Here is a 21143-nt window from a genome sequence, read left to right as displayed (position 1 = left end):
AGGCAAGCCAGCTCCCACATTTGATCTGCGTACACCCAGGGTCTCAGGCCCACCCCAATCCCCTGTGGGAGCGGGCTCGCGAAGGCGATCCGTCAGTTGATGCATTCGCTGGCTGACCCACCGCCTTCGCAGGCAAGCCAGCTCCCACATTTGATCTGCGTACACCCAGGGTCTCAGGCCCACCCCAATCCCCTGTGGGAGCGGGCTTGCTCGCGAAGGCGATCCGTCAGTTGATGCATTCGCTGGCTGACCCACCGCTTTCGCAGGCAAGCCAGCCCCTGCATTTGATCTCCACCAACATCAAGACAGCAAAAAGGCGCCTTTCGGCGCCTTTGCTGTAGTGCAGTCAACGATCAGGCCATTTCCGCCGTGGTTTCGAAGTCGAAGGTCAGCTCGCCATCCTTCAGGTCGATATGCACCACGCCGCCATGGTCGGACAGTTCGCCGAACAGGATCTCTTCGGCCAATGGCCGCTTGATCTTGTCCTGGATCAGACGCGCCATCGGGCGAGCGCCCATTGCCGCGTCGTAACCACCTTCGGCCAGCCAGTTGCGCGCCGCGTCCGTCACGTCCAGCTGCACGCGCTTGTCTTCCAACTGCGCCTGAAGCTCGGTGAGGAACTTGTCCACCACGCTCTTGATAACCTCATGGCTGAGGCGACCAAACTGGATAATGGTGTCCAAACGGTTGCGGAACTCCGGCGTAAAGCTCTTCTTGATCACTTCCATGGCATCGGAAGAGTGATCCTGATGGCTGAAGCCGATCGAAGCCCGCGCGGCCGTTTCGGCACCGGCGTTGGTGGTCATGATCACGATCACGTTGCGGAAATCCGCCTTGCGCCCGTTGTTGTCGGTCAGGGTGCCGTGGTCCATCACCTGCAGCAGCAGGTTGAAGACTTCCGGGTGCGCCTTCTCGATTTCATCGAGCAGCAATACGCAATGCGGCTGCTTGGTGATCGCTTCGGTCAACAGGCCGCCCTGGTCGAACCCGACATAGCCCGGAGGCGCACCGATCAGGCGCGACACAGTGTGACGCTCCATGTATTCGGACATGTCGAAACGCACCAGCTCAATGCCCATGGCCTTGGCCAACTGCCGTGCCGCCTCGGTCTTGCCGACGCCGGTAGGACCAGCGAACAGGAACGAACCCACAGGCTTGTCCGGCGACTTGAGGCCCGCACGCGACAACTTGATCGCGGTGGACAGCGAGTCGATGGCCGCATCCTGGCCGAACACGGTCAGCTTGAGGTCACGCTCCAGATTACGCAGCAGTTCCTTGTCGGAACTGGTGACGTGTTTTGGCGGAATCCGCGCGATCTTCGCCACGATGTCCTCGACCTGAGGTACGTCGATGCGTTTCACACGCTTCTCGACCGGCTGCAGGCGCTGATAGGCACCCGCCTCGTCGATCACGTCGATGGCCTTGTCCGGCATGTGCCGGTCATTGATGTAGCGCGACGCCAGTTCAGCGGCCGAACGCAGGGCCTCATCGGTGTACTCGATGCCATGGTGCGCTTCGAAACGCCCCTTGAGCCCGCGCAGGATGCCAATGGTGTCTTCAACCGAAGGCTCGGACACGTCGACTTTCTGGAAGCGACGCGCCAAGGCGCGGTCTTTCTCGAAAATTCCGCGGAATTCCTGGAACGTGGTCGAACCAATGCAGCGGATATCACCCGACGACAGCAGCGGCTTGAGCAGGTTCGAGGCGTCCATTACCCCACCGGATGCCGCACCGGCACCAATGATGGTGTGGATCTCATCAATGAACAGGATCGCCTGCGGGCGTTTTTTCAGCTCACCTAGCAACGCCTTGAAGCGCTTCTCGAAATCGCCACGGTACTTGGTCCCGGCGAGCAAGGCGCCCAGGTCAAGGGAGTAGACGACACTGTTGGCCAGCAGGTCAGGCACCTGATTGTCGACAATGCGCTTGGCCAGGCCCTCGGCAATCGCGGTTTTACCCACGCCGGCCTCACCCACCAGCAACGGGTTGTTCTTGCGACGACGCGCGAGGATCTGCGCTACACGCTCGACCTCAAGCTCGCGCCCCACCAGCGGATCGATCCGCCCCTGGCGCGCCAGCTCATTGAGGTTACTGGCATAGGCATCCAGTGGATTGCCCGAAGAAGAAGACTCACCGCCCTCGTCGTCCTGCATATCCTGTTCACCCTCGGAATGATCGCCGTGCCCAGGCACCTTGGAGATACCGTGGGCGATGTAATTGACGACATCAATACGGGCAACGCTCTGCTGCTTGAGCAGGAACACTGCCTGGCTTTCCTGCTCGCTGAAAATTGCCACCAGCACGTTGGCGCCTGTGACTTCACGCTTACCGGAGCTCTGTACGTGGAAAACAGCACGCTGCAATACCCGCTGGAAGCCCAAAGTTGGCTGGGTCTCGCGGTCCTCGTCATGCACGGGGATCAGTGGCGTGGTGGAGTCGATAAACTCCTGCAGGTCATGCTTGAGTTTGTCGAGGTTGGCGCCGCACGCACGTAGAACGGTGGCGGCAGCTTCGTTATCCAAAAGTGCCAGCAGCAGGTGCTCGACGGTCATGAATTCATGACGCTTCGAACGGGCCTCCTTGAAGGCAAGATTGAGGGTGACTTCGAGCTCGCGGTTTAACATAGCTTCACCTCATACCCAAGTGGTCGGCGTTAACCGTCCTTCTCGATTTCACAGAGTAGCGGATGCTGGCTTTCCCTGGCGTACTGGTTGACCTGCATGGCCTTTGTCTCGGCGATGTCGCGGGTAAACACTCCACATACTGCCCGTCCTTCTGTGTGAACGGCCAGCATTACCTTGGTCGCCAACTCGCGGTTCAGGTTAAAAAACACCTCGAGTACTTCGACCACGAAATCCATCGGTGTGTAGTCATCATTGAACAAAACCACCTTGTACATCGGCGGCGCCTGTAAAGCAGGCTTGGCCTCCTGAACAGCAATGCCTGCAGAACCGTCGTCATCGTGTTCGTGATCCGGTCGATCCTGATTGAATGTTAGTCGAATCTGGCTGATTGCATGCATGGAAAGAAAGGTTCGTCAGTGGTTCAAATACAGTGGTGGGGGCGACCTGTCAGAATTTCAACTGCTGACCGGCCAGTCGCCTTGACTATCGGCAAAACGGTGTTACAACCAATAGAACCCACAGTGGGTAAAAAAGGTCCGCGCAGTCAACCTTATTTATTCGGGTTAGGACGGATAAACTGGATGATACTCCAGTGATGGAGTCTGGTGCAGAGGGATATGGGCATGGCAAGTGGTAAGGTCAAGTGGTTCAACAATGCCAAAGGCTACGGTTTCGTCGTAGAGGACGGTAAGTCCGAAGATCTCTTTGCGCATTTTTCAGCGATCAAGATGGATGGGTACAAGACGCTGAAAGCGGGCCAACCTGTAAGTTTCGAAATCATTCAAGGACCGAAAGGGTTGCATGCCGTGGAAATCGTCGCCAAGGCACCTGAACCCACCGCGGGGTCGACCGCTCATAACGAAAAGAAGCAAACGGCCTGATCCGCCGTCGAGCGCGCAAACGCAATAAAAAACCGGCCACCCCAGCAAGATTGGGACGGCCGGTTTTTTTATGCCTGCGCCTTACATATGCGAAATCAGCGCATCACCAAAGCCCGACGACGACACCAACTTCGCGCCGTCCATCAGGCGCTCGAAGTCATAGGTCACGGTCTTGGCCGAAATCGCGCCATTGGTGCCCTTGATAATCAGGTCAGCCGCCTCGGTCCAGCCCATGTGGCGCAACATCATCTCCGCCGACAGGATCAATGAACCCGGATTGACCTGGTCCTTGCCCGCATACTTGGGCGCGGTGCCGTGGGTCGCCTCGAACATGGCCACGGTGTCGGACAGGTTGGCCCCCGGCGCAATGCCGATACCGCCGACCTCTGCCGCCAGTGCGTCGGACAGGTAGTCACCGTTCAGGTTGAGTGTCGCAATCACGTCATATTCGGCCGGACGCAGCAGGATCTGCTGGAGCATGGCGTCGGCAATCGCATCCTTGACCACCACATTCTTGCCGGTTTTCGGGTTCTTGAACTGCATCCATGGACCGCCATCGAGCAGGGTCGCGCCGAATTCCTGCGCCGCCACTTCGTAGGCCCATTCCTTGAAGGCCCCCTCGGTGAACTTCATGATGTTGCCTTTGTGCACGATGGTCAGCGAATCGCGGTCGTTATCCACTACATATTGCAGGGCTTTACGCGCCAGGCGCTGGGTCCCCTCTTTGGAGACCGGCTTGACGCCGATGCCGCAATCCTGGTCGAAACGGATCTTGGTCACGCCCATTTCTTCCTTGAGGAACTTGATCACCTTGATCGCTTCGGGCGAGCCGGCTTTCCACTCGATCCCGGCGTAGATGTCTTCGGAGTTCTCACGGAAGATGGTCATGTCCACATCGCCTGGCTTCTTGACCGGGCTCGGCACGCCTTCGAACCAGCGCACCGGGCGCAGGCACACATACAAATCGAGTTGTTGGCGCAGGGCCACGTTCAGCGAACGGATGCCGCCACCGACCGGGGTGGTCAGCGGGCCCTTGATGGACACCACGTAATCCTTGACCGCATCCAGGGTTTCCTGGGGCAGCCAGGTGTCCTGGTCGTAGACTTGAGTGGCTTTCTCGCCGGCGTACACCTCCATCCAGGAGATCTTGCGCTTGCCGCCGTAGGCCTTTTCAACAGCCGCGTCGACCACCTTGATCATCACCGGGCTGATGTCGACGCCAATACCGTCACCTTCGATATAAGGGATGATCGGTTGGTCAGGAACATTGAGAGAATGGTCTGCATTGACGGTGATTTTGTCGCCGACTGCCGGAACCTGAATCTTCTTGTATCCCATGCTGAACTCCATCTATGGATTGAACATCTGGCTGCGTTCGAGCCTACTCCAGATAAATGGCGACTGAAACCTCACGCCATGCTCATTTGCATCGAAAACAGCATAAATTGTCGCCTACAAGCCTGAAAGCAAAGGCAAAATCGCCAATCTTGAGCACTGCATGCGACCTTGGTAGCACGTTGGGCCCTGCGACCTTTAGACCAATGGACGACACACCTTTTGTATGAAGGCTCGGCGTAAGCATAGCGACCTATGTATAATGCCGCCGCTGACCAAAGAGTCACGACGGCGGACCGCTCTAGAACACAGCCTTCCGCTACAAAGCAGGACTAATACAATAGTCCACCCGCTTGACGCTCGACTGATGCAACCCAACATCACCGCGAAGAAACCTCGACATTTCGCTCATGGATGACTTTGAACGAACGCGCTCCACCCGGCGCATCTCGAGTTTCTGCGCACGCTTTCAGCAAAGAAGAGAGTTAATCCGAATATGCCCACCCGCTCGAAGATCATCTACACCTTCACCGACGAAGCCCCAGCCCTCGCCACCTATTCACTGCTGCCTATCGTAGAGGCCTTCACCGCTTACGCTGATATTGCCGTGGAAACCCGCGACATCTCCCTCGCCGGGCGCATCCTCGCAAGCTTCCCTGAGCAACTGGGTACCAAGGCCATCCCGGACCACCTCGCCGAACTGGGCGACCTGGCCGTTACGCCTGAAGCCAACATCATCAAGCTGCCTAACATCAGTGCCTCGACGCCTCAGCTGCAGGCTGCGATCAAGGAACTGCAGGCCCAGGGCTACGCCCTGCCGGACTACCCTGAAACCGTAACCACCGACGCGGAAAAAGAAACCCGTGCACGTTACGACAAGGTCAAGGGCAGCGCCGTGAACCCGGTCCTGCGCGAAGGCAACTCCGACCGCCGCGCCCCGCTGTCGGTCAAGAACTACGCGCGCAAGCACCCGCACAAGATGGGCGCCTGGGCTGCCGACTCCAAGTCCCACGTGGCTCACATGAGCAGCGGCGACTTCTACGGCAGCGAAAAAGCCGTTCAGATCGAAGCCGCCGATGCTGTCAAAATCGAGCTGATCGCCAAGGACGGTACCGCGACCGTCCTCAAGGAAAAGACTTCCGTACAGGCTGGCGAGATCATCGACAGCGCCGTACTGAGCAAGAACGCCCTGCGCAGCTTCATCGCCGCTGAAATCGAAGACGCCAAGAAGCAAGGCGTGCTGCTGTCGGTTCACCTGAAAGCCACCATGATGAAGGTCTCCGACCCGATCATGTTCGGCCAGATCGTTGCCGAGTTCTACAAAGACGCGCTGGCCAAGCACGCCACCGTGCTGGAGCAGATCGGCTTCAACCTGAACAACGGCATCGGCGACCTGTACGCTCGCATCAAGGCCCTGCCGGACGACCAGCAAGCACAGATCGAAGCTGACATCCAGGCGGTCTACGCCGCTCGCCCTTCCCTGGCGATGGTCAACTCCGACAAAGGCATCACCAACCTGCACGTGCCGAGCGACGTCATCGTCGACGCCTCGATGCCCGCCATGATCCGTGACTCCGGCAAGATGTGGGGCACCGACGGCCAGCTGCACGACACCAAGGCCGTGATCCCGGATCGCTGCTACGCCACCATCTACCAAGCGGTCATCGAAGACTGCAAGGCCAATGGCGCTTTCGACCCAACCACCATGGGCAGCGTGCCAAACGTTGGCCTGATGGCGAAGAAAGCCGAAGAGTACGGCTCCCACGACAAGACCTTCCAGATCAAGGCTGACGGCGTCGTCCGCGTCACCGACAGCAAGGGCAACCTGCTGATGGAACAGAACGTCGAGGCCGGCGACATCTTCCGCATGTGCCAGACCAAAGACGCGCCGATCCAGGATTGGGTCAAACTGGCCGTCAACCGTGCCCGCGCCAGCAACACCCCAGCCATTTTCTGGCTGGACCCGAAGCGCGCGCACGACGGCGTCGTGGTCGAGAAAGTTCAGGCCTACCTGAAAGACCACAACACCGAAGGCCTGGACATCCGCATCATGTCGCCGGTCGACGCGATGAAGTTCACCCTGGAGCGCACCCGCAAGGGCCTGGACACCATCTCGGTGACCGGTAACGTACTGCGTGACTACCTGACCGACCTGTTCCCGATCATGGAACTGGGCACCAGCGCCAAGATGCTCTCGATCGTGCCGCTGATGAACGGTGGCGGCCTGTTCGAAACCGGCGCCGGCGGTTCGGCTCCCAAGCACGTGCAGCAGCTGCTGGAAGAAAACTTCCTGCGCTGGGACTCCCTGGGCGAGTTCCTGGCCCTGGCCGCTTCCCTGGAACACCTGGGCGTCACGTACAACAACCCGAAAGCCCTGGTGCTGTCGAAAACCCTGGACCAGGCGACTGGCCAGTTCCTCGACAACAACAAGTCGCCATCGCGCAAAGTCGGCAACATCGACAACCGCGGCAGCCACTTCTACCTGGCGCTGTACTGGGCTCAAGCCCTGGCCGCCCAGACCGAAGACACTGCACTGCAAGCGCAGTTCGGCGAACTGGCCAAGACCCTGACCGCGAACGAAGCAACCATCGTTGCCGAGCTCAACGCCGTGCAGGGCAAGCCAGTGGACATCGGCGGCTACTACGCGCCGAACCCTGAGCTGACCAGCAAGGCCATGCGTCCAAGCAACACCCTCAATGCGGCGATTGCTGCACTGGTGTGATGCGCTGATGTGACGATGCTTGATTGATCGTCACACCACAGCAAAATCCGGAACCCGAAAGGGTTCCGGATTTTTTTTGCGCTTTTTTTCGTAAGTGGGCGCAGGACTTGCTTTGTGTTTTTGCTCAAGCCATTCCAGAAAACAACAAATAAGGAAGTTTTTATGCAAAGAGCTCACTTCCAGGCGCTGGCCTGGGCCTCGGCAATCGCCCTGCTGACCGCCTGCGCGAGCCACTCGCCACCCTACCCGCATGCACAGGAACCGATTGGCGACGTGCAGACCATGTACGACGGCAAACTCAGCGCCGACGCTGCGGTCAGCACCTTTCGCAATATCGACCGCTTGTTTCCGGTGCGCACCATCAAGGCCGGCGGCCACCCTTTCCCACTGCCGCACAGCAGCCGGGCGCTGGGACCGGTTGCGTTCGATTACGAAGGCAAACGCTATAGTCTTGATGACTACGTCACCCTCAACCGGGTAACAGGCCTGCTGGTGATCAAGGACGGCCAAGTCGTTACTGAACGCTACGAAAAAGGCAACACCGCCGAAACCCGCTGGATGTCGATGTCGGTGGCCAAGTCGATTACATCGACCCTCGTCGGCGCGGCCTTGCAGGACGGTTCGATCAAGAGCCTGGATGACAAAGTGACCGAGTATTTGCCTGCACTGGCCGGTAGCGGCTACGACCAGGCCACCGTGCGCCAAGTGCTGGCGATGCGTTCGGGGGTCAAATGGAGTGAGAAATACGCCGACCCGACGTCGGATCGACGCATGATGCTCAAGCTGCAGACCGAACAAGTGCCCGGCTCCGCCCTCAAGTTCATGGCGAGCCTGCCCAGCGCCGCGCCGCCTGGCTCCCGCACCAACTACAGCACTGGCGAGACACAAGTGCTGGGCCAACTGGTCAGCGCCGCCGTGGGCAAGCCCCTGGCGAACTACCTCAGCGAGAAAATCTGGGCGCCGTATGGCATGCAGACCGATGCGAACTGGTGGCTCGACGGCCCGAACGGCAACGAAGTGGGCGGCAGCGGCATCAGCGCAACACTGGAAGATTACGGGCGCTTCGGACAGTTCGTACTCAGTGGCGGCAAAACCGGCGATAAGCAAGTACTGCCCAAAGGCTGGATGAGCTTTGCCAGCGCCACCACCGGCACCGATGCCGCCTACGGCGACTTTGCCTCCATGTGGTGGCCGGCCTGGACTGCCGCGTCAAAAGCCGACAAAGCCTTCACGGCTGCCGGTATTTTCGGCCAGTTCATCTACATAAACCCTACGCAAAACGTGGTGATCGTCGTGTGGCAAGCGCAGACCAAAGCCACCGGCGGTGAAGTCATTGACGACATGGTCGCCTTCGACGCCATCACCAAGGCCGCCCGGTAACCAAGCGCAACACCCGGCGGGCGCCCCTGTATGATGGGCGCCTGCCCCACTGATCGCTTGAGAGCCCTCCATGACCTGGCAACCCCACATCACCGTCGCCACCCTCGTAGAAGACAACGGCCGCTTCCTGATGGTCGAGGAACTCAAGGGCGGCCGCGCCGTGCTCAACCAGCCTGCCGGCCACCTCGACCCGCACGAAACCCTGACCGAAGCCGCCGTGCGCGAAACCCTCGAGGAAACCGGCTGGGACGTGGAAGCCACCGGCATCGTCGGCATCTACCTGTACACCGCCCCCAGCAACGGCGTGACCTATCAGCGGGTATGTTTTATCGCCAAGGCGCTGAAACACCATCCCGACTATCAGCTCGACGAAGGCATCCTGCGCGCCCGCTGGATGACCCGCGACGAACTGATGGCCGTGCGCAATGACTGGCGCAGCGAGCTGATCATCCGCTGTATCGATGATTATTTGGCCGGCCAGTGCCACAGCCTCGAACTGATCCGCCCTTCTCTTTAGCCTTGCGGGCCCAGGCCTGCTAGAATCGCGTCCTTTTTCAAGACACCCGTTGAAATCCTATGCGTGATCCAGCCCCTTCTGACACACAAAAGAAGCGCGTCATCGTCGGCATGTCCGGCGGCGTGGATTCTTCCGTTTCCGCCGTTCTGCTCATGGAGCAGGGTTATGAGGTGGAAGGCCTGTTCATGAAGAACTGGGAAGAAGACGATGGAACGGAATACTGCACCGCCATGGACGACCTGGCGGATGCCCAGGCCGTCTGCGACAAGATTGGCATCAAGCTGCACACCGCCAACTTCGCCGCCGAGTACTGGGACAATGTGTTCGAGCACTTCCTGGCCGAATACAAGGCCGGCCGCACGCCGAACCCGGACATCCTGTGCAACCGCGAGATCAAGTTCAAGGCGTTCCTCGACTACGCCATGATGCTCGGCGCCGACCTGATCGCCACCGGCCACTATGTGCGCCGCCGCGACGTTGATGGCCGCACCGAACTGCTCAAGGGCCTGGACCCGAACAAGGACCAGAGCTATTTCCTGCACGCCGTCGGCGGCGAACAGATCGCCAAGACCCTGTTCCCGGTGGGCGAGCTGGAAAAACCCGAAGTGCGCAAGATCGCCGAGAAACACGGCCTGGCCACTGCCAAGAAGAAGGACTCCACCGGTATTTGCTTTATCGGCGAGCGCCGCTTCAGCGACTTCCTCAAGCAGTACCTGCCCGCGCAACCCGGCGAGATCAAGACCACCGAAGGCGAAGTGATCGGCCGCCACCATGGCCTGATGTACCACACCATCGGCCAGCGCCAGGGCCTGGGCATCGGCGGTTTGAAAGACGCCGGCGAAGAGCCGTGGTACGTGCTGGTCAAGGACCTCGCGCACAACGTGCTGATCGTCGGCCAGGGCAATGAGCACCCGTTGCTGTTCTCCGGTGCGCTGCTGGCGTCGGAGATCTACTGGGTCAACCCGATCGACCTGAGCACCCCGCGCCGCCTGACCGCCAAAGTGCGCTATCGCCAGAGTGACCAGCCCTGCACCCTGGAAAAAACCGCCAGCGGCTACCGTGCCACCTTCGATGACCCGCAACGCGCGGTCACGCCAGGCCAGTCCGTGGTGTTCTATGACGGCGAGATTTGCCTCGGCGGCGGCGTGATTGAAGTCGCCGAGCCCTGGAGCAACCCGGCATGAGCCCGACCCAGGAGCAATTGACCGCCCTCGGCGGGGTATTCCTCGCCGCGGTGCTGGTCGACAAGATCGCCAAGACCGGCCAGGTCACCGAGGCAGGCCTGACCTGCATGCTCGGCAGCCTGCTGATCCGCGACCCCAAGGACACACTGGAAGTGTATGGCGGCGACGACCTGGCGCTGCGCGAAGGTTACCGCGCGCTGATCGGCGCCCTGGAACGCGACCCGAGCACCTTGCAGCGCGAGCCGCTGCGCTACGCCCTGTCGATGCTCGGCCTGGAGCGCCAACTGGCCAAGCGTGAAGACATGCTGGAAGTCATCGGCAAGCGCCTGCCGCAGATCCAGTCCCAGGTAGAGCACTTCGGCCCGGCCCACGAGAACGTGATTGCCGCCTGCGGTGCGCTGTACCAGGACACCTTGAGCACCTTGCGCCAACGGATTCAGGTGCACGGCGACATGCGCAACCTGCAGCAACCGAACAACGCCTCGAAAATCCGCGCCCTGCTCCTGGCCGGTATTCGTTCGGCACGGTTGTGGCGCCAGTTGGGCGGTCATCGTTGGCAACTGGTGATCAGCCGACGCAAATTGCTCAAAGAGCTTTACCCGTTGATGCGCAACGAATAAGTCGCAACAGCCACGTTTTTTATAGCCCCACGCGTAATACGCCGGTCAGTTGGCAACGGACCGGCGGATTTTTTCATGTATGATACGCGCCCCATTTCGTTGCCCGACTGTCCGAGAACACCCCATGCAGCTTTCTTCGCTCACTGCGGTTTCCCCTGTTGACGGCCGCTACGCCGGCAAAACCCAGGCCCTGCGCCCTATTTTCAGCGAATACGGCCTGATCCGTGCTCGTGTATTGGTTGAAGTGCGCTGGCTCCAGCGCCTGGCCGCTCACCCCGCCATCAGCGAAGTGCCGGCGTTCTCCGCCGAAGCCAACGCTGTGCTCAACACCCTGGCGGAAAACTTCTCCCTGGAGCACGCCGAGCGTGTGAAAGAGATCGAGCGCACCACCAACCACGACGTCAAGGCCATCGAATATCTGCTCAAGGAGCAAGCGGCCAAGCTGCCGGAATTGGCCCAGGTCAGCGAGTTCATCCACTTTGCTTGCACCAGCGAGGACATCAACAACCTGTCCCACGCCCTGATGCTGCGCGAAGGCCGTGATGACGTGATGCTGCCGCTGATGCGCCAGACCGCCAACGCCATCCGCGAACTGGCCATCCGTTTCGCCGACGTACCAATGCTGTCGCGCACCCACGGCCAGCCGGCGTCGCCGACCACCCTGGGTAAAGAACTGGCCAACGTGGTGTACCGCCTGGAGCGCCAGATCGCTCAAGTGGCTGCCGTCCCGCTGCTGGGCAAGATCAACGGCGCTGTCGGCAACTACAACGCCCACCTGTCGGCCTACCCCGAGATCGACTGGGAAGCCAACGCCCGCGCCTTCATCGAAGACGAACTGGGCCTGGGTTTCAACCCTTACACCACGCAGATCGAACCGCACGACTACATCGCCGAGCTGTTCGACGCCATTGCGCGCTTCAACACCATCCTGATCGACTTCGATCGCGATATCTGGGGCTACATTTCCCTGGGCTACTTCAAGCAGCGCACCATTGCCGGTGAAATCGGTTCGTCGACCATGCCGCACAAGGTCAACCCGATCGACTTCGAAAACTCCGAAGGCAACCTCGGCATCGCCAACGCGCTGTTCCAGCACCTGGCCAGCAAGTTGCCGATCTCCCGCTGGCAGCGCGACCTTACCGACTCCACCGTACTGCGTAACCTCGGCGTGGGCTTTGCCCACAGCGTGATCGCGTACGAAGCCAGCCTCAAGGGCATCAGCAAGCTCGAGCTCAACGAGCAGAAGATCGCCGCTGACCTGGACGCGTGCTGGGAAGTATTGGCCGAGCCGATCCAGACCGTGATGCGTCGCTACAACATCGAAAACCCTTACGAGAAGCTGAAAGAATTGACCCGCGGCAAGGGCATCAGCCCCGAGGCGTTGCAGACTTTCATCGATGGCCTGGACATGCCAGCCGCGGCCAAGGCCGAGCTGAAACTGCTGACCCCGGCCAACTACATCGGTAACGCTGTAGAGCAAGCCAAGCGCATCTGATCCACGCACGACCCTTTGAGACGCCCGGCCGCGCCGGGCGTTTTTATTCCAGTCTGAAAAGTGCTTTTTTTCAATAGGTTACACATGAATCCTGATATCCCTCTTCAACTTCTGGGCGGCATCACGGCACGGGAATTCCTGCGCGACTACTGGCAGAAAAAACCACTGCTGATCCGCCAGGCCATCCCTGACTTCGAAAGCCCGATCGACGCCGACGAACTCGCAGGCCTCGCGCTGGAAGAAGAAGTCGAATCGCGCCTGGTGATCGAGCACGGCGAGCGCCCGTGGGAACTGCGCCGCGGCCCATTCGCCGAAGACGCTTTCAGCACCCTGCCCGAGCGCGAGTGGACCCTGTTGGTACAGGCCGTCGACCAGTTCGTGCCGGAAGTCGCCGAATTGCTCGAACACTTCCGCTTCCTGCCTAGCTGGCGCATCGACGACGTGATGATCAGCTTCGCCGCACCGGGCGGCAGTGTCGGTCCGCACTTCGACAACTACGATGTGTTCCTGCTGCAGGCCCAGGGCAAGCGCAACTGGAAGATCGGCCAGATGTGCAACGCCGAAAGCCCGCTGCTGCAACACGCCGACCTGCGCATCCTGGCCGAATTCGAAGAGAGCGCCGAATGGGTCCTGGAACCGGGCGACATGCTCTACCTGCCGCCGCGCCTGGCGCATTTCGGCATTGCCGAAGATGACTGCATGACCTACTCGGTCGGCTTCCGCGCGCCGAGCGCAGCTGAAGTGCTGACCCACTTCACCGACTTCCTCAGCCAGTACCTGACCGACGAAGAGCGCTACACCGACGCCGATGCCCAGCCGGTCAGCGATCCGCATCAGATCCAGAGCGATGCACTCGACCGCCTCAAGAGCCTGCTGGCCGAGCACATGAGCGACGAGCGCATGCTGCTGACCTGGTTCGGCCAGTTCATGACCGAACCGCGCTACCCGGAACTGGTAGCCGGCGAAGAGCTGGGCGAAGACGACTTCGTCACCAGCCTGCAAGACGGCGCGATCCTGGTGCGCAACCCGAGCGCGCGCCTGGCCTGGTCCGAAGTCGACGACGACGTGCTGCTGTTCGCCAGCGGCCAGAGCCGTTACCTGCCGGGCAAATTGCGTGAGCTGCTGAAGCTGGTGTGCTCTGCCGATGCGCTGCACAGCGAGAACCTTGGCGAATGGCTGGCCGACGAAAATGGCCGCGACCTGCTGTGCGAGCTGGTCAAGCAAGGAAGCCTGGGGTTTGCCGATGAATAAGATTCACGTAAGTGTCGCGGACTGGCAAAAGGATATCGCCGAGATTCGGCGCATTCGTGAAGCGGTCTTTGTCGCTGAACAATCGGTCCCACCTGAGCTGGAGTGGGATGCGGACGACGCAGACGCAGTGCATTTCCTAGCCTTCGAAGGCGACTTTCCGATCGGTACTGCGCGCCTGCTGCCCAGCGGCGAGATCGGCCGCGTGTCGGTACTCAAGGACTGGCGCGGCCTGAAGGTCGGCGACAAGCTGATGGAAGCGGTGATTGGCGCGGCCGAGCAACGCGGCCAGACCCGGCAATTTCTCAGCGCACAGGTATATGCGGCGCCATTCTACGAGCGCCTGGGTTTCAAGATCGTCAGTGACGAGTTCCTTGAAGTCGGGATTCCGCATGTGGATATGGTGCGCGGGGACTGATCCAATACCGCGCCGCTGCTATCGCCGGCAAGCCAGCTCCCACATTTGACCGAGTACATCCTTGGGAATGCGGTCAAGTGTGGGAGTGGGCTTGCCCCCGATAGCTATTTCAGCAACACCAACAATGCCCTGCCTTGCCAGGGCATTTTGCCGTCTACGATTCAACTTGCGCCCTGCCAGGCCGACAAACTGGCACTATCACGCCTAAATGACTCGCAGAGATAACGGACATGTCCCTACGCACCCTGCTCACCGCCCTCCTCCTGGCTGCCAGCTGTTCGGCCATGGCCGACACCGAAGTCGTCAACCTCAGCAACCGCACCAGCGCCGACCTGCTGCCGGTGGCGCAGAATTTCATCGGCAAGGACGGCACCGTCAGCGCCTACGGCAACCAGCTTATTGTTAACGCCGACCCCGGCAAGATCCAGGACCTGCGCGCCCTGCTCGCGCAGCTGGACACGCCGGCCAAGCGCCTGCTGATCACGGTCGACAGCAATGAAAACAACCAGCAGAACAGCGGTGACAGCCAGACCCGCATCATCAGCTACGGCACTGCCAGCCGCGACGGTGGCATCCAGCAGATCCAGGCGAGCGAAGGTGTGCCCGCGCTGATCCAGGTCGGCCAGAGCGTCCCGCTGACCACCACCCAGCCGGATGCCTACGGCCGCCCGCAAAACCAGACCCAGTACCGCAATGTCACCCAGGGTTTCTATGTCACCGCCAGCGTTACCGGCGAGACCGTGCACCTGGCGATCAGTACCAACCGTGACCGCATGAGCCAGGAACGTCCCGATGTAGTGAACGTGCAAAGCACCGACACAACCATCAGCGGTCGTCTTGGCGAATGGATTCCACTGGCCGGCATCAATCGCGAGACCCAGGCCGACAAATCCTCTACAACCCGCAGCTACTCTACTCAAGGCCGCGATGACCTGACTGTGCGGGTCAAGGTCGACACCCTGAACTGAAGCACCAAAAACTGACTGATGAGTCGTATTAGACTAAAGATGTAGTGCTTGAAAAAAAGCACTACAAAACATTTGACGATCCAAAAAAGCATGGGCATGATGGCCTCGCTCCCGCTAATCAGGGGCCCTGGCAAGGGCCTTCGGATCGCCGCTCTAAGCTACCCACCTGAGCCGATTCGTGTCTGTACCGCCCACAAGGTGTGTTTGACGAGGTTGCGACTGGAACGAAGTTGTCCCGAGGGACGGAAGCTAACCAGGTAACCCGGCAACACGCTGTTGGATCGTACAAAGGCCCACGACGCCCGAAGACCGTTCGCAGTTCGCCCTTACCTGCTCAACTCTCCCTTGAGCCCCATCGTTCATCCCGTCGCCTTCTCCGTCGAACCTGTCTTGAGCGCCTACGCTTCTGATCAGCGAGCAGCCCTGCCCACGCAATGAATGCATGGCTGGCAAACGGATACTTCAAACAAGACGCGACGAGGTTTTTCCCCATGGCACTGACACGCGAACAGCAAATTGCAGCCCTTGAAAAAGATTGGGCTGAAAACCCACGCTGGAAAGGCGTGACCCGCGCTTATTCCGCTGCTGACGTCGTCCGCCTGCGTGGCTCGGTTCAACCTGAGCACACCTTTGCAAAACTCGGCGCCGAGAAGCTGTGGAACCTGGTCACCCAGGGCGCCAAGCCGTCCTTCCGTCCCGACAAAGATTTCGTCAACTGCATGGGCGCCCTCACTGGCGGCCAGGCAGTCCAACAGGTAAAAGCCGGTATCCAGGCGATCTACCTGTCCGGCTGGCAAGTGGCAGCGGACAACAACTCCGCTGAATCCATGTACCCCGACCAATCGCTGTACCCGGTGGACTCCGTGCCAACCGTGGTCAAGCGCATCAACAACTCGTTCCGCCGCGCCGACCAGATCCAGTGGAAAGCCGGTAAAGGCCCGGGCGACGAAGGCTACATCGACTATTTCGCACCGATTGTGGCTGACGCCGAAGCCGGTTTCGGTGGTGTGCTGAACGCCTACGAACTGATGAAGAGCATGATCGAGGCAGGCGCTGCCGGCGTGCACTTCGAAGACCAACTGGCCTCGGTGAAGAAATGCGGCCACATGGGCGGCAAGGTACTGGTTCCTACCCAGGAAGCTGTACAGAAGCTGACCGCTGCGCGCCTGGCTGCTGACGTTGCCGGTACCCCGACCATCATCCTGGCCCGTACCGACGCCAACGCCGCTGACCTGCTGACCTCGGACTGCGACCCGTACGACCAGCCGTTCGTGACAGGCGAACGTACCCAGGAAGGCTTCTACAAGGTGCGCGCCGGTCTCGACCAGGCCATCGCCCGCGGCCTGGCCTACGCGCCGTACGCCGACCTGATCTGGTGCGAAACCGCCAAGCCGGATCTGGACGAAGCGCGCCGCTTTGCCGAAGCGATCAAGAAGGAATACCCGGACCAACTGCTGTCCTACAACTGCTCGCCTTCCTTCAACTGGAAGAAGAACCTGGACGACGCGACCATCGCCAAGTTCCAGCGCGAACTGTCCGCCATGGGCTACAAGCACCAGTTCATTACCCTGGCCGGCATTCACAACATGTGGCACAGCATGTTCAACCTGGCGCACGACTACGCCCGCAACGACATGACTGCCTACGTGAAGCTGCAGGAGCAGGAATTCGCTGACGCCGCCAAGGGCTACACCTTCGTGGCGCACCAGCAGGAAGTGGGCACTGGCTACTTCGACGACATGACCACCGTGATCCAGGGCGGCACCTCGTCCGTGACCGCGCTGACCGGTTCGACCGAAGAAGAGCAGTTCCACTAAGCACCGCGTACACGGCCACTGCGGCCCCAAGGAAGACCTAACCGCAGTGCCGCACCACAATCACGCCCCGACTGGTTCGGGGCGTTTTTTTTATTTGAAGAACACCAAAATCCAAGGTGGAACTGGCTACAGGGAGTTGGGGATGAGGCCTAGGTCCCGGGGCGTATGGCGATCGAATGTGGGAGCTGGCTTGCCTGCGAAAGCAGTGGGTCAGTCGCCGAATGCATTAACTGACACACCGCATTCGCGAGCAAGCCCGCTCCCACAGGGGATTGGGGGTGAGGCCTAGGTCCCCGGGTGTATGAAGATCAAATGTGGGAACTGGCTTGCCTGCGAAAGCGCTGGGTCAGTCGCCGAATGCATCAACTGACGGATCGCCTTCGCGGGCAAGCCCGCTCCCACAGGGGATTGGGGATGAGGTCTAGGTCCCCGGGTGCATGGAGATCGACTGTGGGAGCTGGCTTGCCTGCGAAAGCGCTGGGTCAGTCGCCGAATGCACCAACTGACGGATCGCCTTCGCGGGCAAGCCCGGCTCCCACTGGGAATGCTGGCAACCTGGGGATTTTGCGCAAAACATTGATCCAGAGCGGTATTTACTCGACTCAAATCAGTTAAAAGATCCCCTCCACCAACTAGCACCACTCCAGCAAGTAACGGCAACTTCCCCCGCCACATGAGAAACAATCGCTTAAACCCCACGCAAACAATATTCATTATCATTTAGCGCATGAAAACTTCGTTACAGGTTAAACAAAACATAATTGGTGAAAAGCCCGCTAATGCCCACACCGCAAGGGCTGCAGCCCCACAAAGGTGCACTATGTCCTTATTCCATCGAATAATTTCGCTATAGGAATTTTACTTGCCCGGTGTTTAGCCATAAAATCACCGCGATTGATTGCAGTGCGACATATCGTCACTGCATCGTTACTTTTTCGAGCTCAGAGACCTTTGCTCTCTGTTAAGGATTTCCAGCATGACCGAAGCGACAGGACTCATGGCCCACAACTGGGGCTTTGCCATTTTCCTTCTCGGTGTTGTCGGCCTCTGCGCCTTCATGCTCGGCGTCTCCAGCCTCCTCGGGTCAAAAGCCTGGGGCCGCAGCAAAAATGAACCGTTCGAGTCCGGCATGCTCCCTACAGGTGGCGCCCGCTTGCGGCTCTCAGCCAAATTCTATCTGGTCGCGATGCTCTTCGTGATCTTCGACATCGAAGCCCTCTTTCTCTTTGCCTGGTCTGTGTCCGTCCGCGAAAGCGGCTGGACCGGATTCGTCGAAGCCCTCGTTTTCATAGCAATTCTGTTGGCAGGCCTTGTCTACCTATTCCGAGTGGGCGCCCTTGACTGGGCTCCGGAAGCTCGTCGTAAGCGGCAAGCGAAGCTGAAACAATGAGGCTTTGGCGATGCAATACAATCTCACCAGGATCGACCCGGATGCTCCTAACGAGCAGTACCCCATCGGCGAACGGGAAACCGTTTCCGACCCGTTAGAAGACCAAGTCCACAAAAACATCTACATGGGCAAGCTGGAAGACGTGCTGAGTGGCGCGGTCAACTGGGGGCGTAAAAACTCCCTGTGGCCGTACAACTTCGGTCTTTCGTGCTGCTACGTGGAAATGACCACCGCCTTCACGGCGCCCCACGACATCGCGCGCTTTGGCGCCGAAGTTATCCGGGCATCGCCGCGCCAGGCGGATTTCATGGTTATCGCCGGAACCTGCTTCATCAAGATGGCGCCGATCATTCAGCGTCTCTACGAGCAAATGCTCGAGCCGAAGTGGGTTATCTCCATGGGTTCGTGCGCCAACTCCGGTGGCATGTACGACATCTACTCCGTGGTTCAGGGGGTGGACAAGTTCCTGCCCGTGGACGTCTACGTGCCTGGCTGCCCGCCTCGCCCTGAAGCTTTCCTGCAAGGCTTGATGCTGTTGCAGGAGTCGATTGGCAAGGAGCGTCGCCCGCTTTCCTGGGTCGTCGGCGATCAAGGCGTGTACCGCGCCGAGATGCCTTCGCAAAAGGAACAGCGCCGCGAACAGCGAATCGCAGTCACCAACCTGCGCAGCCCCGACGAAGTCTGATCCAGCCCCGCTTCTTTTATAGAACGAAAACCTGGCTTCATTCTTTACGTTGACCGAAAGCGATAAAAAACCATGACTACAGGCAGTGCTCTGTACATCCCGCCTTATAAGGCAGACGACCAGGATGTGGTCGTCGAACTCAATAACCGTTTTGGCCCTGACGCCTTCACCGCCCAGGCCACACGCACCGGTATGCCGGTGGTGTGGGTGGCGCGTGCCAAGCTTGTCGAAGTCCTGACCTTCCTGCGCAACCTGCCCAAGCCGTACGTCATGCTCTATGACCTGCATGGCGTGGACGAGCGTCTGCGCACCAAGCGCCAGGGGCTGCCGAGCGGCGCCGACTTCACCGTGTTCTATCACCTGCTGTCGATCGAACGTAACAGCGACGTGATGATCAAGGTCGCCCTGTCCGAAAGCGACCTGAGCGTGCCGACCGTGACCGGTATCTGGCCGAACGCCAGCTGGTACGAGCGTGAAGTCTGGGACATGTTCGGCATCGACTTCCCGGGCCACCCGCACCTGACGCGCATCATGATGCCGCCGACCTGGGAAGGTCACCCGCTGCGCAAGGACTTCCCTGCGCGCGCCACCGAATTCGACCCGTTCAGCCTCAACCTCGCCAAGCAACAGCTTGAAGAAGAGGCTGCGCGCTTCCGTCCGGAAGACTGGGGCATGAAGCGCTCCGGCACCAACGAGGACTACATGTTCCTCAACCTGGGCCCGAACCACCCTTCGGCTCACGGTGCGTTCCGCATCATCCTGCAACTGGACGGCGAAGAAATCGTCGACTGCGTGCCGGACATCGGCTACCACCACCGTGGTGCCGAGAAGATGGCCGAGCGTCAGTCCTGGCACAGCTTCATCCCGTACACCGACCGTATCGACTACCTCGGCGGCGTGATGAACAACCTGCCGTACGTGCTCTCGGTCGAGAAGCTGGCCGGCATCAAGGTCCCGGACCGCGTCGACACCATCCGCATCATGATGGCCGAGTTCTTCCGGATCACCAGCCACCTGCTGTTCCTGGGTACCTATATCCAGGACGTCGGCGCCATGACCCCGGTGTTCTTCACCTTCACCGACCGTCAGCGCGCCTACAAGGTCATCGAGGCCATCACCGGTTTCCGCCTGCACCCGGCCTGGTACCGCATCGGCGGTGTCGCCCATGACCTGCCTAACGGCTGGGAACGCCTGGTCAAGGAATTCATCGACTGGATGCCCAAGCGTCTGGACGAGTACCAGAAAGCCGCGCTGGACAACAGCATCCTCAAGGGCCGCACCATCGGCGTCGCCCAGTACAACACCAAGGAAGCCCTGGAATGGGGCGTCACCGGTGCTGGCCTGCGTTCCACCGGTTGCGATTTCGACCTGCGTAAAGCGCGCCCGTACTCCGGCTACGAGAACTTCGAATTCGAAGTCCCGCTGGCGGCCAATGGCGATGCCTACGACCGTTGCATCGTGCGCGTCGAAGAAATGCGCCAGAGCCTGAAGATCATCGAGCAGTGCATGCGCAACATGCCGGCCGGCCCGTATAAGGCGGATCACCCGCTGACCACGCCGCCGCCGAAAGAGCGCACGCTGCAGCACATCGAAACCCTGATCACGCACTTCCTGCAAGTTTCGTGGGGCCCGGTGATGCCGGCCAACGAATCCTTCCAGATGATCGAAGCGACCAAGGGTATCAACAGTTATTACCTGACGAGCGATGGCGGCACCATGAGCTACCGCACCCGGATTCGTACCCCAAGCTTCGCGCACTTGCAGCAGATCCCTTCGGTGATCAAAGGCGAGATGGTCGCGGACTTGATTGCGTACCTGGGTAGTATCGATTTCGTTATGGCCGACGTGGACCGCTAAGC

General features: G+C 60.0%; 17 protein-coding genes. 14 read left to right on the top strand and 3 right to left on the bottom strand.

Annotation, left to right across the window (positions count from 1 at the left end; all coding sequences use genetic code 11):
* Window positions 1-353 precede the first annotated feature (353 nt).
* Together clpA and clpS are read right to left on the bottom strand one after the other, a co-directional pair.
* Window positions 354-2624, bottom strand: a complete 2271-nt coding sequence (clpA, locus tag AC07SI_RS23970; protein ID WP_065907505.1) for an ATP-dependent Clp protease ATP-binding subunit ClpA — start codon at window positions 2622-2624, stop codon at window positions 354-356.
* Between the two features lie 29 nt (window positions 2625-2653).
* The gene (gene clpS, locus AC07SI_RS23965; protein ID WP_010567912.1) at window positions 2654-3022 is read right to left on the bottom strand and encodes an ATP-dependent Clp protease adapter ClpS; all 369 of its coding nucleotides are present in this window, start codon (window positions 3020-3022) and stop codon (window positions 2654-2656) included.
* A gap of 219 nt (window positions 3023-3241) precedes the next feature.
* Between clpS and cspD the strand changes: the two genes are divergently transcribed.
* Window positions 3242-3505, top strand: a complete 264-nt coding sequence (gene cspD / locus AC07SI_RS23960) for a cold shock domain-containing protein CspD (RefSeq protein WP_106803430.1) — start codon at window positions 3242-3244, stop codon at window positions 3503-3505.
* Between the two features lie 81 nt (window positions 3506-3586).
* On the opposite strand, the gene icd is transcribed toward cspD, so the two are convergent.
* The gene (gene icd, locus AC07SI_RS23955; protein WP_201145170.1) at window positions 3587-4843 is read right to left on the bottom strand and encodes an NADP-dependent isocitrate dehydrogenase; all 1257 of its coding nucleotides are present in this window, start codon (window positions 4841-4843) and stop codon (window positions 3587-3589) included.
* 493 nt (window positions 4844-5336) lie between these two features.
* Here icd and AC07SI_RS23950 point away from each other — a divergent pair, with 493 nt between their 5' ends.
* The 13 genes from AC07SI_RS23950 (at window position 5337) to nuoC (ending at window position 21141) form a co-directional block, all read left to right on the top strand.
* Window positions 5337-7562: an NADP-dependent isocitrate dehydrogenase gene (locus tag AC07SI_RS23950; protein WP_495006632.1), complete on the top strand. Its 2226-nt coding sequence runs from the start codon at window positions 5337-5339 to the stop codon at window positions 7560-7562.
* Window positions 7563-7724: 162 nt separating this feature from the next.
* A complete protein-coding gene (locus tag AC07SI_RS23945; protein WP_495006631.1) occupies window positions 7725-8942 on the top strand; it encodes a serine hydrolase domain-containing protein in 1218 nt (405 codons plus the stop codon).
* A 70-nt stretch (window positions 8943-9012) separates the two neighbouring features.
* The gene (locus AC07SI_RS23940) at window positions 9013-9459 is read left to right on the top strand and encodes an NUDIX hydrolase (RefSeq protein ID WP_065907512.1); all 447 of its coding nucleotides are present in this window, start codon (window positions 9013-9015) and stop codon (window positions 9457-9459) included.
* 59 nt (window positions 9460-9518) lie between these two features.
* A complete protein-coding gene (gene mnmA, locus AC07SI_RS23935) occupies window positions 9519-10643 on the top strand; it encodes a tRNA 2-thiouridine(34) synthase MnmA (RefSeq protein ID WP_495006630.1) in 1125 nt (374 codons plus the stop codon).
* Window positions 10640-11263, top strand: coding sequence for a high frequency lysogenization protein HflD (gene hflD, locus AC07SI_RS23930; RefSeq protein ID WP_058425015.1), 624 nt, complete (start codon window positions 10640-10642; stop codon window positions 11261-11263). The genes mnmA and hflD overlap by 4 nt, the downstream gene beginning before the upstream one ends.
* A 124-nt stretch (window positions 11264-11387) precedes the next feature.
* Window positions 11388-12758: an adenylosuccinate lyase gene (gene purB / locus AC07SI_RS23925; protein ID WP_010209589.1), complete on the top strand. Its 1371-nt coding sequence runs from the start codon at window positions 11388-11390 to the stop codon at window positions 12756-12758.
* Between the two features lie 84 nt (window positions 12759-12842).
* Window positions 12843-14009 (top strand): ribosomal protein uL16 3-hydroxylase, encoded by a 1167-nt coding sequence (locus AC07SI_RS23920; RefSeq protein ID WP_495006629.1) that lies wholly within the window; start codon window positions 12843-12845, stop codon window positions 14007-14009.
* A complete protein-coding gene (locus tag AC07SI_RS23915) occupies window positions 14002-14424 on the top strand; it encodes a GNAT family N-acetyltransferase (RefSeq protein WP_065907519.1) in 423 nt (140 codons plus the stop codon). Before AC07SI_RS23920 ends, AC07SI_RS23915 begins: the two co-directional genes overlap by 8 nt.
* A 230-nt stretch (window positions 14425-14654) precedes the next feature.
* Window positions 14655-15392: a secretin N-terminal domain-containing protein gene (locus tag AC07SI_RS23910; protein WP_120448970.1), complete on the top strand. Its 738-nt coding sequence runs from the start codon at window positions 14655-14657 to the stop codon at window positions 15390-15392.
* Between the two features lie 491 nt (window positions 15393-15883).
* A complete protein-coding gene (gene aceA / locus AC07SI_RS23905) occupies window positions 15884-17209 on the top strand; it encodes an isocitrate lyase (RefSeq protein WP_025858968.1) in 1326 nt (441 codons plus the stop codon).
* 976 nt (window positions 17210-18185) lie between these two features.
* Window positions 18186-18599 carry an NADH-quinone oxidoreductase subunit A gene (locus AC07SI_RS23900; protein WP_003219575.1) on the top strand — a complete coding sequence of 138 codons (414 nt, stop codon included), beginning with the start codon at window positions 18186-18188 and terminating at the stop codon, window positions 18597-18599.
* Window positions 18600-18609: 10 nt separating this feature from the next.
* Window positions 18610-19284 (top strand): NuoB/complex I 20 kDa subunit family protein, encoded by a 675-nt coding sequence (locus AC07SI_RS23895; RefSeq protein WP_003174719.1) that lies wholly within the window; start codon window positions 18610-18612, stop codon window positions 19282-19284.
* Between the two features lie 72 nt (window positions 19285-19356).
* Window positions 19357-21141, top strand: a complete 1785-nt coding sequence (gene nuoC / locus AC07SI_RS23890; RefSeq protein WP_495006628.1) for an NADH-quinone oxidoreductase subunit C/D — start codon at window positions 19357-19359, stop codon at window positions 21139-21141.
* The last annotated feature ends 2 nt before the right edge of the window (window positions 21142-21143 follow it).

The organism is Pseudomonas sp. GW821-FHT05D12, assembly GCF_059419825.1.
The sequence above is the reverse complement of the archived record's forward strand: the minus strand, read 5'-3'. Positions and strand labels throughout refer to the sequence as shown.

Excerpts from the sequence above, each read along its gene's own strand:
- clpA (WP_065907505.1), bottom strand. The coding sequence starts at position 2,624 with ATGTTAAACCGCGAGCTCGAAGTCACCCTCAATCTTGCCTTCAAGGAG.
- clpS (WP_010567912.1), bottom strand. The coding sequence starts at position 3,022 with ATGCATGCAATCAGCCAGATTCGACTAACATTCAATCAGGATCGACCG.
- cspD (WP_106803430.1), top strand. The coding sequence starts at position 3,242 with ATGGGCATGGCAAGTGGTAAGGTCAAGTGGTTCAACAATGCCAAAGGC.
- icd (WP_201145170.1), bottom strand. The coding sequence starts at position 4,843 with ATGGGATACAAGAAGATTCAGGTTCCGGCAGTCGGCGACAAAATCACC.
- AC07SI_RS23950 (WP_495006632.1), top strand. The coding sequence starts at position 5,337 with ATGCCCACCCGCTCGAAGATCATCTACACCTTCACCGACGAAGCCCCA.
- AC07SI_RS23945 (WP_495006631.1), top strand. The coding sequence starts at position 7,725 with ATGCAAAGAGCTCACTTCCAGGCGCTGGCCTGGGCCTCGGCAATCGCC.
- AC07SI_RS23940 (WP_065907512.1), top strand. The coding sequence starts at position 9,013 with ATGACCTGGCAACCCCACATCACCGTCGCCACCCTCGTAGAAGACAAC.
- mnmA (WP_495006630.1), top strand. The coding sequence starts at position 9,519 with ATGCGTGATCCAGCCCCTTCTGACACACAAAAGAAGCGCGTCATCGTC.
- hflD (WP_058425015.1), top strand. The coding sequence starts at position 10,640 with ATGAGCCCGACCCAGGAGCAATTGACCGCCCTCGGCGGGGTATTCCTC.
- purB (WP_010209589.1), top strand. The coding sequence starts at position 11,388 with ATGCAGCTTTCTTCGCTCACTGCGGTTTCCCCTGTTGACGGCCGCTAC.
- AC07SI_RS23920 (WP_495006629.1), top strand. The coding sequence starts at position 12,843 with ATGAATCCTGATATCCCTCTTCAACTTCTGGGCGGCATCACGGCACGG.
- AC07SI_RS23915 (WP_065907519.1), top strand. The coding sequence starts at position 14,002 with ATGAATAAGATTCACGTAAGTGTCGCGGACTGGCAAAAGGATATCGCC.
- AC07SI_RS23910 (WP_120448970.1), top strand. The coding sequence starts at position 14,655 with ATGTCCCTACGCACCCTGCTCACCGCCCTCCTCCTGGCTGCCAGCTGT.
- aceA (WP_025858968.1), top strand. The coding sequence starts at position 15,884 with ATGGCACTGACACGCGAACAGCAAATTGCAGCCCTTGAAAAAGATTGG.
- AC07SI_RS23900 (WP_003219575.1), top strand. The coding sequence starts at position 18,186 with ATGACCGAAGCGACAGGACTCATGGCCCACAACTGGGGCTTTGCCATT.
- AC07SI_RS23895 (WP_003174719.1), top strand. The coding sequence starts at position 18,610 with ATGCAATACAATCTCACCAGGATCGACCCGGATGCTCCTAACGAGCAG.
- nuoC (WP_495006628.1), top strand. The coding sequence starts at position 19,357 with ATGACTACAGGCAGTGCTCTGTACATCCCGCCTTATAAGGCAGACGAC.